At 45.7% G+C, this 13,442-nt stretch carries 14 protein-coding genes and 2 tRNA genes; 14 read left to right on the top strand and 2 right to left on the bottom strand.

Annotated elements, in window-relative coordinates:
* The 12 genes from AB1466_03005 to gltX form a co-directional block, all read left to right on the top strand.
* Positions 1–253, top strand: a 253-nt coding sequence (locus AB1466_03005) for a peptide deformylase (GenBank protein ID MEW6189071.1), incomplete at its 5' end; no start/stop codon positions are given.
* A gap of 58 nt (positions 254–311) precedes the next feature.
* Positions 312–1,268, top strand: coding sequence for a methionyl-tRNA formyltransferase (gene fmt / locus AB1466_03000; protein ID MEW6189070.1), 957 nt, complete (start codon positions 312–314; stop codon positions 1,266–1,268).
* Positions 1,265–2,605 carry a 16S rRNA (cytosine(967)-C(5))-methyltransferase RsmB gene (gene rsmB, locus AB1466_02995; protein ID MEW6189069.1) on the top strand — a complete coding sequence of 447 codons (1,341 nt, stop codon included), beginning with the start codon at positions 1,265–1,267 and terminating at the stop codon, positions 2,603–2,605. Before fmt ends, rsmB begins: the two co-directional genes overlap by 4 nt.
* A gap of 104 nt (positions 2,606–2,709) precedes the next feature.
* Positions 2,710–3,381 (top strand): ribulose-phosphate 3-epimerase, encoded by a 672-nt coding sequence (gene rpe / locus AB1466_02990; GenBank protein ID MEW6189068.1) that lies wholly within the window; start codon positions 2,710–2,712, stop codon positions 3,379–3,381.
* 418 nt (positions 3,382–3,799) lie between these two features.
* The gene (ribD, locus tag AB1466_02985) at positions 3,800–4,930 is read left to right on the top strand and encodes a bifunctional diaminohydroxyphosphoribosylaminopyrimidine deaminase/5-amino-6-(5-phosphoribosylamino)uracil reductase RibD (protein ID MEW6189067.1); all 1,131 of its coding nucleotides are present in this window, start codon (positions 3,800–3,802) and stop codon (positions 4,928–4,930) included.
* Between the two features lie 28 nt (positions 4,931–4,958).
* A complete protein-coding gene (locus tag AB1466_02980) occupies positions 4,959–5,606 on the top strand; it encodes a riboflavin synthase (protein MEW6189066.1) in 648 nt (215 codons plus the stop codon).
* Between the two features lie 4 nt (positions 5,607–5,610).
* A complete protein-coding gene (locus AB1466_02975) occupies positions 5,611–6,828 on the top strand; it encodes a bifunctional 3,4-dihydroxy-2-butanone-4-phosphate synthase/GTP cyclohydrolase II (GenBank protein MEW6189065.1) in 1,218 nt (405 codons plus the stop codon).
* Between the two features lie 90 nt (positions 6,829–6,918).
* Complete coding sequence (gene ribE, locus AB1466_02970; GenBank protein MEW6189064.1) at positions 6,919–7,380, top strand: 6,7-dimethyl-8-ribityllumazine synthase; 462 nt, start codon at positions 6,919–6,921, stop codon at positions 7,378–7,380.
* A gap of 71 nt (positions 7,381–7,451) precedes the next feature.
* Positions 7,452–7,793 carry a phosphomannose isomerase type II C-terminal cupin domain gene (locus tag AB1466_02965; protein ID MEW6189063.1) on the top strand — a complete coding sequence of 114 codons (342 nt, stop codon included), beginning with the start codon at positions 7,452–7,454 and terminating at the stop codon, positions 7,791–7,793.
* Positions 7,794–7,814: 21 nt separating this feature from the next.
* Entirely contained in the window at positions 7,815–9,116 is a 1,302-nt protein-coding gene (locus tag AB1466_02960; protein MEW6189062.1) for a radical SAM protein, read from the top strand.
* 90 nt (positions 9,117–9,206) lie between these two features.
* Positions 9,207–10,034 (top strand): SAM-dependent chlorinase/fluorinase, encoded by an 828-nt coding sequence (locus AB1466_02955; GenBank protein ID MEW6189061.1) that lies wholly within the window; start codon positions 9,207–9,209, stop codon positions 10,032–10,034.
* Between the two features lie 176 nt (positions 10,035–10,210).
* Positions 10,211–11,818, top strand: coding sequence for a glutamate--tRNA ligase (gltX, locus tag AB1466_02950; protein ID MEW6189060.1), 1,608 nt, complete (start codon positions 10,211–10,213; stop codon positions 11,816–11,818).
* 315 nt (positions 11,819–12,133) lie between these two features.
* Here the strand turns inward: gltX and AB1466_02945 are convergent.
* Together AB1466_02945 and AB1466_02940 are read right to left on the bottom strand one after the other, a co-directional pair.
* A tRNA-Glu gene (locus AB1466_02945) sits at positions 12,134–12,210 on the bottom strand.
* Between the two features lie 3 nt (positions 12,211–12,213).
* Positions 12,214–12,288, bottom strand: a tRNA-Gln gene (locus AB1466_02940).
* A 485-nt stretch (positions 12,289–12,773) separates the two neighbouring features.
* On the opposite strand from AB1466_02940, the gene AB1466_02935 reads away from it, so the two are divergent.
* Together AB1466_02935 and AB1466_02930 are read left to right on the top strand one after the other, a co-directional pair.
* Complete coding sequence (locus AB1466_02935; GenBank protein ID MEW6189059.1) at positions 12,774–13,055, top strand: hypothetical protein; 282 nt, start codon at positions 12,774–12,776, stop codon at positions 13,053–13,055.
* Positions 13,056–13,125: 70 nt separating this feature from the next.
* Positions 13,126–13,442 (top strand): DJ-1/PfpI family protein (locus AB1466_02930; GenBank protein ID MEW6189058.1); only part of this gene is annotated, 317 nt, incomplete at its 3' end.

Genomic DNA, 13,442 nt, shown 5'->3' with positions numbered 1-13,442 from the left:
AGAAACTGAAGAGCAGGAAGAAGGCTGCCTAAGTCTTCCAGGTGTCAGAATTCTCATAATCCGCCCTCAAAAGATTAAAGTTAAAGCCCTCAGTCCTCGAGGAAAGGGACTGGAGTTATCCGCGGAAGGGTTGCAAGCCAGGGTTATTCAGCACGAGGTCGATCATCTTGATGGGATACTCATCCTTGACCAGGCGAGTAAAAGCGAGCGCCAAAAAGCTTTGCAGCAGATAAGCAAATATATTCGTATCTAGTGCAAAGTAGTAGTCGAGCTTGCCCGACTTAATTGATGGAATCTCAAGGTGATAGATTATGAGAGTATTATTCATGGGAACTCCGCATTTCGCAATCTCCAGTCTCGAAGCTCTTCTCAAAACTGGTTACAGGATAGTTACCGCTGTTACTCAGCCGGATCGCCCCAGGGGAAGAAGCTTAAAACCTGTCCCACCTCCCCTGAAAGACTTTGCCCTCCGGCACGGAATCCCCGTCTTTCAACCCGAGACCCTGAGAAGCGATAAGGTGCAAAGGGAAATTAGTTTGTTAAAGCCCGATATCGTTGTAGTAGTGGCTTACGGGAAGATCATACCCAGTTGGTTGATCGAGTTGCCCAGGTATGGTTGTGTCAATGTTCACGCCTCTCTTCTCCCGAAGTATAGAGGAGCTGCTCCTATCCAAAGGGCAATCCTTGATGGTTGCACGATGACAGGTATCACCACGATGCTCATGGATCAGGGTTTGGATACGGGGGATATCCTTCTGCAATCCGCCATTCCAATTTCCCCCGATGATACCTTGGGAAGCTTGGAGGATAAACTTTCCAAGCTAGGAGCGGATTTACTCTTATCGACCCTTGAAGGATTATCGAAGGGAGCCATTACCCCCATTAAGCAAGATCACAAGGATGCAACCTATGCTCCCAAAATAGAAAAGGATGAAACGAGGATAGATTGGTCTCTTCCCGCAGATGGAATAAGGAATCTCATTAGAGCTTTGAATCCTTCCCCAGGTGCTTTCACCTTTTATAAAGGTAAAAGGCTTAAAATTTGGTGGGCAGAACTGATGCCAAATGCCAAATTTCAGATATCGATCCGCGAACTGGGAATGATCATCGATGTCGATGCCAACAAGGGTTTTATAGTTGCTTGTGGACGGGGTCAACTCCTCATGGTCGAAGTTCAACCTGAAGGCAAGAGAAAGATGACCGCTGCTGAGTTCTGCAGGGGATATGGAGTAAAAGCTGGAGAGAAAATCGAGAGGCGAATTACATGAAAACTGCGAGGGAAGCGGCTTTGGAGGCAATATGCAGGGTTCATGAGACCAGGAGTTATGCCAATCTCATTCTCTCCAGACTTTTGGCGGAAAGTGATCTATCAAAGCGCGATAGAGCTCTAGTTACTGAACTCGTGTACGGAACCCTTAGAAATGAAGGCACTTTAGATTGGATTTTAAGCCGCTTTTATCCGCAAAAGCCGAGCAAGATTCCAGAGAAAGCATTGGATATCCTAAGGCTTGGTTGTTATCAAATTCTTTACCTCGATAAGATACCCAATCACGCCGTCTGCAACGAAGCCGTCGAATTAGCCAAGAAATACTTTCACCCCGCAATGGGGGGTTTCGTCAATGCGATCCTTCGTAGGATCATTCGAGAGAAGGAGAGACTCCCCTGGCCCGACTATCAAGATGACCCCATTGGGTATATCTCCTTTAAGCATTCCCACCCGCGCTGGATCGTAGAGATGTGGGTAGAGGATTTCGGTCTTGAGGAGACCGCTCTACTGTGCCAAGCAAATAATGTTCGCCCTCGAATGGTTATTCGAGTGAACACCTTCAAGATTTCCCCTTCAAATTTAGCTCGTCGCTTTGAAAGTGAAGGACTTAAAATTAGCCCAAGTTGGTTGCCCGAAGCCCTCATTGTCGAGGATATGGGAAATGTAACCGAGCTCACAGAATTCAAAGAGGGGCTATTCTTATTACAAGATGAAAGTTCCATCTTGGTTGGTCATATAGTAGATCCCAAACCTGGGGAGGTTATTTTAGATACTTGTGCAGCACCGGGAGGAAAAACCACTCACCTCGCTCAGTTAATGGGGAATGAGGGAAGGATAATTGCCGTGGACATCCATCAAAGTCGCTTAAGATTGGTTAAGGATAATTGCTCACGCTTAGGCATCAAAAACGTCCAAATCATTCAAGGTGATTCCACAAGGCTTGGAGAGGTGGTGGAAAAACCCGTGGATAAAGTCTTGGTGGATGCCCCTTGCTCAGGATTGGGTGTCTTAGCCAGGCGACCTGATGCTAGATGGCGGAAAACCCCTCAGCAAATTGATGAACTTTCCATTCTACAATCAAGACTGTTGGATTCGGCTTCAAAATTTGTTAAGAGAAAGGGGGTGCTGGTGTATTCCGTATGTACTATCTCGAAGAAGGAAAGTGAGCAGGTGATGAAGGGGTTCTTAAAAAAGCATCCTGAATTTTCTCTCGAGGACATCTCCTCTTTCCTTCCTCCCCCCTTAAGGGCTGAAATGCCTCTTAAATTCATTCAGCTCTTACCCCATAGACATGGAACTGATGGCTTATTTGTTTGTAGATTTAAAAAGGAGGGCTAGTGTGAAATCCAGAACTCAGATTCGGAATTCAAATGATGGCAAAAAATTCTTGAAGGAAGGAAAACTCGGTGTTAAAATTACTTTTACCTTAAGAGAGGAATCCTATGGTGAGAAAGATAAAGATCGCTCCCTCAATTTTGTCGGCGGATTTTGCCCACCTGGGAGAGCAAGTCAAGCGAGCTGAAGAAGCCGGAGCAGATTACATCCATATCGATGTCATGGATGGTCATTTCGTGCCCAATATCTCCATCGGTCCCTCCGTAGTTTCTGCTATCAAGCGATATGTCAATATCCCCTTGGATGTGCACCTGATGATCGAGAATCCAGAATTCTTCATCGAGGATTTCATCGAAGCTGGAGCCAATCTTCTCTCCATCCACTTTGAAGCCTGTACTCATCTACATCAAGTGATCCAGAGGATCAAGACTCATAGCAATCTAGGCGTTGGGGTAGCCTTAAATCCTGCAACAACTTTAACAAATCTCATCAACATCCTACCGGAGATACATTTTGTGGTCATTATGTCGGTTAATCCTGGCTTTGGGGGACAAGAGTTCATTCCTCAAACACTGGAGAAGATACATCTTCTTAAAAATATGATTGAAGAGCGCAATCCTTCGGTAGAGATAGAGGTTGATGGGGGGGTTTCCCAGGAGAATGCCCTTGATATCATAAAGGCGGGGGCGGATATCCTAGTTGCAGGTTCTGCCATTTTTAACCACGTCGATATCGGCGAGGCCATAAGGAACTTAATAAAAGTAGTTTCCCTTGCCTAAGCTGTAATCTTTTGTTATAGTTTTTGCAAATGAAATATGGGAAACCTTCGGGGCAGGGTGACCTACTGCCAGACTACTTTTGCTCCAATTGAGGAAGAGAGTGGCGTAAATATGGGTAGTGGGAAGTCCCGACCGGCGGTAAAGCCCGCGAACCCCCCTTAAAGGTTAGCGGTTGGTTTGTTGGTTGGAAATTAAACAAATCAGCAAACTAACTAGCAAACCAATAAAGGTGGGGTAGATCTGGTGACCCATAAGGGAATTCCAGAGTCGACAGTATAGTCTGGATGGGAGAAGGTTCCTTAAGTATTGGCTACTGCCAAGGACCTCTCCTTGGCGTTTCTTTTTAATAAGAGACAAGAGAGAAGTGGAAAGGAAAAGCAAAGGTTAAGCTAAATATTTTAGCTGTGAGGGAATTCTCGTGCATGAACAATACATGAAGCGGGCAATCGAGCTAGCAGAGAAGGGGCGAGGAAGAACCAGCCCCAATCCCCTTGTGGGAGCGGTAATAGTTAAGGATGGAGCAATAGTGGGGGAAGGTTTCCACGCCAGAGCTGGGGAGCCTCACGCCGAGGTAAACGCCCTTAATAAAGCCCAGGAGAAGGCAAGAGGGGCCACGATGTATGTAACTCTGGAACCCTGTTGTATTTATGGAAGAACTTCCCCCTGCACTGAAGCGATCATTAGGTCTAGAATTTTAAGGGTTATAGTGGGATTAATCGACCCCAATCCCAAAGTTTGTGGAAGGGGTATCGAGCAGCTTAAACTCAAAGGAATCCACGTCGAAGTGGGCATTTTAAGTCAAGAAATCGCTCATCAAAATGAGATCTACATTAAGTACATAACGACGGGTTTGCCCTTCGTTTTAATGAAAGTGGCCATGAGTATGAATGGAAAAATTACAGTAAAAAGAGGGAATGCCACTCGAATAACGAGTGAGAAATCCCGCAAGGAAGTCCATCGCCTCCGCGGTGAATACGATTCCATTATGGTTGGAATAGGAACCGTTCTTCTGGATAATCCTCTACTTACGGCGAGACTTCAAGGTAGGGAAACACATAATCCCATTCGCATCATCATAGACAGTAAGGCAAGAATCCCCCTGGATTCCAAGATGGTCAAAACGGCTTCAGAGATTCCCACGATTCTGGCCGTTGCTAATGCCGATGAAGAAAAAATTCAAGCTCTTCACCAATACGGGGTTGAAGTTCTCCCCGTCCCTGGAAAAGATGGAAAAGTTGACTTGGTCAAACTCATAGGGGAACTGGGAGAAAGGGAGATAACCAGCGTTCTTTTGGAGGGAGGCTCGCTGCTCAACGCATCGGCCATCAAGGCTGGAATCGTGGATAAATTTTTGTTCTTTATCGCTCCAAAACTCATAGGAGGAGACGATACCCCCGGAGTTATGGGCGGAGAAAGTATTGGAGCCATTGACCAGGCACCCAACCTTAAAATAACGGATGTGAAAATGATCGGCGAAGACTTGTTGATAGAAGCCTACCCCAAAAGGGAGTCCTTCTTTCCCTTTTCACTTATGACTTTTGACTCATGACTCATCCCTTATCTTCATGGAGGTTGAGGTGTTCACGGGCATAATTGAGGAACTTGGAGGAGTTAAAGCCCTTACGAAAAGCCGAGGTAAATGCACTTTGGAGGTGTTTGCCCCAAAGGTGACGGAGGATTTGAAGATTGGGGACTCCATCGCCGTAAGTGGGGTCTGCCTTACGGTTACTGAGCGAGGAGGGAATAGATTTCGCGTGGATATTTCGCCCGAGACGCTGGAAAAGACGAATCTGGGCGAGTTAAAATCCGGGGATGCCGTGAACTTGGAAAGGGCTTTGAGATTCTGTGATCGTCTTGGCGGACATATGGTAACCGGACACGTTGATGGTATGGGAGCAATCCTCAACAAAATTAGGAAAGGAGATGCAATTATCCTTAAGATTGAGACCCCGTCTCAAATTAGTCGATATTTAATACCGCAGGGATCAATTGCGGTGGATGGAGTGAGTCTGACCATAGTTGGTATTTCTACTTCTGCCTTCATGGTCTCCATTATTCCCCACACGGCAAGGGTAACAACATTGGGTTTTAAAGGTCCGGGTCTCAAAGTAAATTTGGAAGCGGATATTTTCGGAAAGTATATCGAAAGCTTCTTAAGAAAATCGATTAAGGACAATCTAACTTTAGAAACACTTTTAAAACACGGTTTTATTTCGGGGAGGTGAAGAGGTGGCTTTTAGTTCCATCGAAGAAGCGATCGAGGAGATAAAAAAGGGTGGGATGGTCATCGTAGTGGACGATGAGGATCGTGAAAATGAGGGAGATTTCTGCATGGCTGCGGAGAAAGTTACTCCTCAGGCCATAAACTTCATGGCCAAACATGGGAGAGGTCTTATTTGTTTACCCTGTACTTCCCAGAGATTGGACCAGCTTAAAATTCCAACCATGGTTCCCAACAATACATCATTTCGTGAAACTGCCTTTACAGTCTCCATTGATGCGAAGCACAACACAACCACGGGCATATCCGCACGTGATAGAGCAATCACCATCCGAACGGTCGTAAATCCCAAGACTAAGCCGGAGGATATTTCCATGCCTGGACACGTTTTCCCGCTTCGAGCCAGAAGAGGTGGGGTTTTGGAGAGAGCCGGGCATACTGAAGCAGCCGTGGATTTGGCAAGATTAGCGGGACTTTTCCCAGCGGGTGTCATCTGTGAGATTATGAATGAGGATGGAACCATGGCCCGGGTTCCCCAATTGGAGAAAATCGCGGGAAAATTTGGTCTGAAGATGATAACCATTGCAGACCTAATTAGATTTCGCCGCCGTACCGAGAAACTCGTGAGATGCATCGCGGAGGTAAATCTACCCACAAAATATGGGACGTTTAGAGCCATCGGTTATGAAAGCATTTTGGATGGAAAGTGCCATTTAGCACTGGTCAAGGGCAAAGTTGAAGGTGGGAATGATATCCTGGTTCGAGTTCACTCTGAGTGCTTGACCGGAGATGTATTCCATTCCCTTCGCTGTGATTGCGGAGGTCAATTGGAGGAAGCTTTAAAGAAGATAGCTCAGGAGGAGCGTGGAGTCTTTCTGTACATCATGGGACAGGAGGGAAGAGGCATAGGACTCGTCAATAAACTTAGGGCTTATGAGCTTCAGGAGGAAGGGAAGGATACGGTAGAAGCGAATAAAGAGCTGGGTTTCCCGTCAGATCTTAGAGACTATGGCATTGGGGCTCAAATATTGGTCGATTTGGGCATCACATCGATACGTTTAATGACCAATAACCCCAGAAAGATAGTGGGATTGGAGGGTTATGGTTTAAAGATTACCGAAAGGATACCGCTGGTCGTACGGCCCAGTTTTCACAACATCGATTACTTACGAGCCAAAAGGGATAAATTAGCCCACCTATTTGAGCTAGAAAGTTTAGAAGATTAAGACCTATTACAGGAGGTTTGGAAGTTTTATTAGCTCGGTCGCAGCTCCTGAGCTTCCGGCTTCAGAGCTATAAATGGAAGGGAGGAAATCATGAAAATTTATGAAGGGAAACTGATTGCGCGGGATTTTAAATTCGGGATCATCGTCAGTCGATTTAATGAGTTTTTAAGTAAAAGACTTTTGGAAGGGGCAATGGATGCCCTCAAACGGCACGATGCTCAGGATGAAAACATCGAGGTGGTCTGGACTCCGGGTTCCTTTGAGATACCATTGATCGCCAGGAGGGTAGCCCTCTCGAAGAGATACGATGGCCTCATCTGTCTGGGAGTGATTCTTCGGGGAGATACCCCCCATTTTGAATACATCTGCAGCGAGGTAGCTAAGGGCATTGCCAAGATAAATCTCGATACCGGTGTCCCCATCTCCTTTGGCATAATTACCGCCGATACCATCGAGCAAGCAATAGAGCGCGCTGGCACTAAATCTGGCAACAAGGGTTGGCAGGCAGCCATGTCCACCATTGAAATGGTCAATCTTTTGAAAATTTTATAAATCGAAGGTTTGATTTTGATTTGCGCTATGATGTGAATGAATTATGATAGAAGGGTGGAGGTGGTGGTCAAATGAGGGTCGATAAACCTTGGGGTCATTTAAATATTTACGCTCTCAATAAAACCTGTTCCGTGAAGCTCATCACCATAGAACCCAATCAAGAAACCAGTTTGCATTGGCACAACTTAAGGAGCGACACCTGGGTGATACTGGACAAGGGTTTAAGGGTTCAAATCGGCGATGAGATCCACGATGCCAAAGTGGGTGAAGAGTTCTTCATCCCAGCGGGTCAGGTTCACCGCATATCCTCAAAAGGGGAAAAGGGGAGGATATTGGAGGTCGCCTTCGGTTACTCCCTTGAGGATGATGTCCATAGGCTCGCAGATGATTATGGAAGGGAATTGGAGATTTAAAATTATTGGATGGTGATTATTTTGAAATTAGAGATTATCCAACCCCATCACCCAACAAATGTGAGGCTATTTGGGAAAATGTACATGAGCTCCTTAACTCCACCCATTTTAGCTGGATTAACTCCTCCCGACATTGAAGTCTTCATCACCGATGAGAATGTGGAGAAAATCGATTTCAATAAACCGGTTGATCTGGTTTGTATCACCACTCTTACCCCAAGTGCCCCCCGTGCCTATGAGATCGCCGATGAGTTTCGTGCTCGAGGGGTAAAAGTTGTGATGGGAGGCGTTCATCCCACCCTCGTACCCGAGGAAGCAATTGCCCATGCTGATGCCGTTGTCCTGGGAGAGGCAGAGGGAGTTTGGCAGAAGATGCTCGATGATTTCAGAAAAGGAAGTCTTCAAAAATTCTATCGCTCAGAGAAGAAACCTGAACTGGCGGGCCTGTTAAGACCCCGTCGAGATTTAATGAATGAAAAAGCTTATGTGAATGTCCCCAAAGTAGAGACATCAAGGGGCTGCCCCTTCAACTGCAGTTTTTGCTCTACCACAACTTTCTTCGGTAACAACATCCGCTATCGACCCATCCATGAGGTTGTACAAGAGATAAAGGATTTGAAGGAGAGGTTTGTATTCTTCACCGACAATAATATCGTAGGGAATCCTAAGCATGCTAAGGAGCTTTTCAAAGCCTTAATTCCTTTGAAGATAAAGTGGATAAGTCAAGGTTCCCTTAATCTGGCAAAGGATTGGTCCTTGCTAAAGTTGGCTGCAAAGAGCGGCTGTGTTGGAATACTCATAGGTTTCGAATCCCTGGTAAACGAGGCCATCGAATCCATGGGCAAAAGGGTGAATAGAATAATCGAATACGCGGAGGCCATTCGAAGGATACACTGCCAGGGAATAGGGATTATTGGTTGCTTTGTCTTCGGATTTGATGAAGAGGATCCTGGTGTATTTAAAAGAACGGTGGATTTCATCAAACGGTTGAATATAGAGGTTCCCCAACTTACCGTGTTAACTCCCTATCCAGGAACCGCCCTGCGCAGGAAGTTGGAGGAAACTGGACGTATCCTACACAACAGGTGGGAGAAATATGACAGTACTCACGTGGTGTTCCGTCCCAAGCTCATGTCACCCGAGGAATTACGAGCCCATTATGACTGGGCCTGCCAGAAGGTTTACTCCTATTGGGCAATCTTCATGAGAATGCTTAAATCCTTACGGCACCTGCGCTCCATATATAAGTTTTTGGTATTCTGGCAAATAAATGTGGTCTACCGAAGACTTTATCAGGTTAGCCTAAAAGATCACCATCTGTGAGTTCTCCTAGCATCTTGCCCCACGGTATATCAACGGGACTGAGTCGTAACCATTTTATGCTTACAGGAAATGGGGATCGAGAGGAGACAAATGCGTCCGATTATAACATTCTTAAGCGATTTTGGCTTAGCCGATGAATGGGTTGGAGTCTGCAAAGGTGTTATAAAGAGGATTGCTCCCCACGCTGAGATCATCGATATTTCTCACGAAGTTCCAAATTTCAATGTGAAGAAGGGTGCTCTGCTGCTCGCCAGCGCAGCTTCCTTCATGCCCAAGGGGATCCATTTAGCCATAGTCGATCCCGGTGTGGGAACCGAGAGAAGGGCTATAATAATTTTGACCAAAAGAGGAGATTACCTAGTAGGGCCCGATAATGGGTTGCTCATTCCTGCAGCTCAAAGTTTAGGAGGGATTAAAAAGGTTGTCGAGATAACCAATGAAAGATATATGCACAAACCGATTTGCCCCTCCTTTCACGGGAGAGACATCTTCGCCCCCGTTGCTGCTCACTTGGCCGTGGGTGAGGATATGGACGAATTTGGACCCGAAATCAATGTAAATGACCTTGTCCAAATCCCTTGGTCCAAAGCAAGGATTTCAGGGGAGGAAATAATTTGCGAGGTCATTGATGTAGATAAATTTGGAACCCTCCGCTTGAATGTAACCTTACACGAGTTGATGAAATGTGGTATAAGATTGAAAAACCAAATTTTGGTAAAATGGGATGGGGAGGATGTCATCCTACCCCTTTTGAGGACCTTTGGCGAAGTAAAGGCTGGTGAGCTCCTCTTATTGGTGGATTCATCCGATCATCTTTGCATCGCTGTGAACCAGGGAAGTGCCGCCGTCAGGTTAGGATTAAAAGTTGGGAGTAAAATTACCCTGATAAAAAGCATAACCCCAAAAGTGTCAAATTGAAACCTAGACATAATTGAAACATAGACATAATTACTATAGGCTACACATAAATCTCAATTAAGCTTTTTATTTTTGATTTTTACATTTTGCATTGACCTGGGATAAACAGTATGCTGGAAGAAACTCCCGTGAACAAATTATGTCCAGGATTAATAATCACTAAAACGGTGGGATATATGAGCAAGAAGAAGAAAACCCCGGACCAACTGGATATCTATAAGTCAATCAGGAAGCCGATGCCCCCTCCTACGAAAGTAATTCCCGACAAAAGACGCAAGCTTGAGGAAGAATGGCTCGAAAAACAAATAGAACAATACCTGCGGCAGGCAACAAGGGACAAGGGGCAAACCGTCCGTGTCCGCTTTGCTCCAAGCCCAACCGGTTATTTGCATATTGGGGGAGCCCGAACGGCCCTCTACAATTGGCTTTTTGCTCGGAAGAATAAGGGAAGTTTCATTCTCAGGATAGAGGATACCGATCGCACTAGATCGACGGAGGAAGCCATAGAAGTGATTATTTCCTCCCTAAAATGGCTCGGTCTGGATTGGGATGAAGGTCCCTATCGTCAGACGGAACGATTCTCACTCTATCGCGAGACTGCCCAGCGTTTGCTCGATGAAGAAAAGGCATACTTTTGTTACTGCACTCCAGAAGAGCTCGATACTCGACGCGAGGAAACTCTCAAGGCGGGTATCCCACCTCGCTATGATAGAAGATGCCGATCCTTAAGCTCTGAGCAGAGGAGGAGGCTCGAAAAGGAGCGAAAACCGGCCATAAGATTTGCTTGTCCTCTTGAAGGGGTAACCACAATATTCGATCTCATTCGAGGCGAAGTTCACTTTGAGAATAGGCTCCTCGATGATTTCGTCCTTCTTCGAGCCGACGGCAGCCCAACCTATAACTTCGCCGTAGTTGTCGACGATGAAGCCATGGAAATTACCCATGTAATTCGGGGAGAGGATCACCTGCCTAACACACCAAAACAGGTTCTTCTATACAAGGCTCTAAACTTGAAACCTCCTCTATTTGCGCATCTCCCGATGATTGTGGGACCTGATCGGAAACCTTTAAGCAAGCGTCACGGAGCTACATCCATTGAAGAATATCGAAATAAAGGATACTTACCGGAAGCGATGGTCAACTATTTGGCTCTCTTGGGCTGGTCTTTAGATGAGAAAACCACCTTGATAAGTAGAAATGAACTGATCGAGAAATTCTCTCTGGAAAGGGTATCAAAAGCCCCAGCCGTCTTTGACCTTAGAAAACTTGAGTGGATGAATGGTTATTATATCCGCCATACTCCAGTTAAGAGGCTTGTGGCCGAGATTGTTCCCTTTCTTGAAAGAGCGGGCTATTTAGCTGAAGCTCCGGATGAAAAGAGAATGGGCTGGTTAGAGAGGCTAGTTCTTTTAGAGCAAGATAGGATGAAAAATCTCGCCGAGATCGTTGAGCTCGCGGATTTCTTCTTCAAAGATGTGGAATGGGATCTAAAATCGGTCGAAAAGATCTTAAGTGCTCCTGAGGTACCCAAGGTTTTATCAATGGCTACAGAGAGGTTGGAGTCTTTGGATAGGTTCAATTCAGAGGAGATCGAAAGAGCCCTCAGGTCTCTCCAGAACGAGCTCGGATTTCACCCTCGCGAGGTTTTTCAACCAATAAGGGTTGCAGTCACCGGAAGAATGGTGAGTCCACCTCTCTTTGAAACCCTTGAGCTTTTAGGAAAGAGGCGCGCGATAGATCGCCTGAAGAGAGCACAAAAAATCCTACCGCGAACCTCCGCTTAGATTTCCGCGAAATTGCTATTCGCCCTTCGGGCACGCAATTTGTCGCAGCTCTTCCCCGACAAGTCGGGTATCCCCCGGGCGTAATTTCCCACTTTTTGAAAATTTTCTTAGTATTGTTGGTGGCGCATGCGGGAGTCGAACCCCCTGGCGCTTACGCGCCTTCCTAGGGGGACTCCGTCCCCCTGAGGACGCTCACTCCGTTCGCTGTCACCCCCTGATGAACAACGGAAGGTTAATGTGAAGAATTAGATGAGGCTGAGTTTCCCCTGGGTTTTGAAGATCAAAAGACCATCGACCATCAGCAATAAACTATGTTGGTGGCGCATGCGGGAGTCGAACCCGCGATCTCCGCCTTGAGAGGGCGGTGTCCTAGGCCACTAGACGAATGCGCCCTGTGGCTGGGGAGGCAGGGCTCGAACCTGCAACCTCCAGATCCAGAGTCTGGCGTCTTACCATTCGACCACTCCCCATCTCGGTCTCGCTAGTGAATCCTTACTTAGAATATCATATGGTAGTTAAGCAGACAACGAGTAAACTTTAGTGCGGTAGAAAAAATCAGGACTGAGAATAGCTTTCTTAACTGTGACATATGAAGACCTGAGGGGGTTGAAAGCCAATGCGATTCCGAGATCTTCTCGGCGGAGTTGCTTACACTCCCCTCAAGTCTTCCATTATTAATAATCGGCTACTTTAACTTTTATATAAAATGGCTCCAGGTAGCGTTTCGGAGTGCCTTCTTGCGAAGTTTCTCCTAATCACTTCCCGGAGCCAATTTTTAAATTATACCTTTCCATCGATGAAGTCAAGGAAATTATTTACAAATCGATAAAAATTTTAAAAATTTTTACCCGCAAAGACTGCTCTAAAATTTTTCATAAACAAAGAGGATAATTGCACGTATTGAAGAAATAATTCTAAAACTTATTTAATTAAAATTTAAAGTGGGAGGAGCAATATGAAATCCTACATTGAAACAGTGCAGTTTGTTTCCATGGTAATTCAATTTATTGCTCTTTATTACGCCTATCTCTCAAGAAAGTTTATTCCCCCAGAATTCAAAGTTCTGGATTTTGTGATCCTGGCAATCTTCATCCAGTTTTTGCGAAGGCTGATGAATTTTTTGATCAGCTATGCCCCCAGATTAAATGTTTTCAATGTTTTCCTAGATCCCGCACTTGGGTTACTCATATCGATATCAATATTTAAGCATTTCGTGAGATATACCAGGGGCTTGTAAGTGCACGGAGGGAAGAGAGGTTAAGACAGTTGATATAACCGATGTTAGATAAGGAGGGGATTCAAGGACAATGTCGGACTTGATTGGAAAACGGATATTGATGGTGATAGCTAACAGAGATTTTAGGGATGAGGAGTATCAAAAGCCCAGGACCATTCTCGAGAAAAGTGGGGCTCAGATCTCGGTGGCTTCCTCAAATCGTTCCCCAGCAATGGGCATGTTTGGCTTGCGGGTGGAACCCGATACTCTTCTTAGTGAAGTAGATGTAAAGGATTTTGACGCCGTGATCTTCGTTGGAGGTTCTGGTGCTTCTGAATTTTGGCATGATCCTCAAGCCCATGAAATTGCACAAACAGCGGTAAAGGATGACAAAGTGCTAGGGGCAAT

This window comes from Actinomycetota bacterium (assembly GCA_040755895.1).
In the GTDB taxonomy this organism is placed as follows: domain Bacteria; phylum Actinomycetota; class Aquicultoria; order Subteraquimicrobiales; family Subteraquimicrobiaceae; genus Subteraquimicrobium.
The sequence above is the reverse complement of the archived record's forward strand: the minus strand, read 5'-3'. Positions and strand labels throughout refer to the sequence as shown.

Excerpts from the sequence above, each read along its gene's own strand:
- fmt (MEW6189070.1), top strand. The coding sequence starts at position 312 with ATGAGAGTATTATTCATGGGAACTCCGCATTTCGCAATCTCCAGTCTC.
- rsmB (MEW6189069.1), top strand. The coding sequence starts at position 1,265 with ATGAAAACTGCGAGGGAAGCGGCTTTGGAGGCAATATGCAGGGTTCAT.
- rpe (MEW6189068.1), top strand. The coding sequence starts at position 2,710 with ATGGTGAGAAAGATAAAGATCGCTCCCTCAATTTTGTCGGCGGATTTT.
- ribE (MEW6189064.1), top strand. The coding sequence starts at position 6,919 with ATGAAAATTTATGAAGGGAAACTGATTGCGCGGGATTTTAAATTCGGG.
- AB1466_02965 (MEW6189063.1), top strand. The coding sequence starts at position 7,452 with ATGAGGGTCGATAAACCTTGGGGTCATTTAAATATTTACGCTCTCAAT.
- AB1466_02955 (MEW6189061.1), top strand. The coding sequence starts at position 9,207 with ATGCGTCCGATTATAACATTCTTAAGCGATTTTGGCTTAGCCGATGAA.
- gltX (MEW6189060.1), top strand. The coding sequence starts at position 10,211 with ATGAGCAAGAAGAAGAAAACCCCGGACCAACTGGATATCTATAAGTCA.
- AB1466_02935 (MEW6189059.1), top strand. The coding sequence starts at position 12,774 with ATGAAATCCTACATTGAAACAGTGCAGTTTGTTTCCATGGTAATTCAA.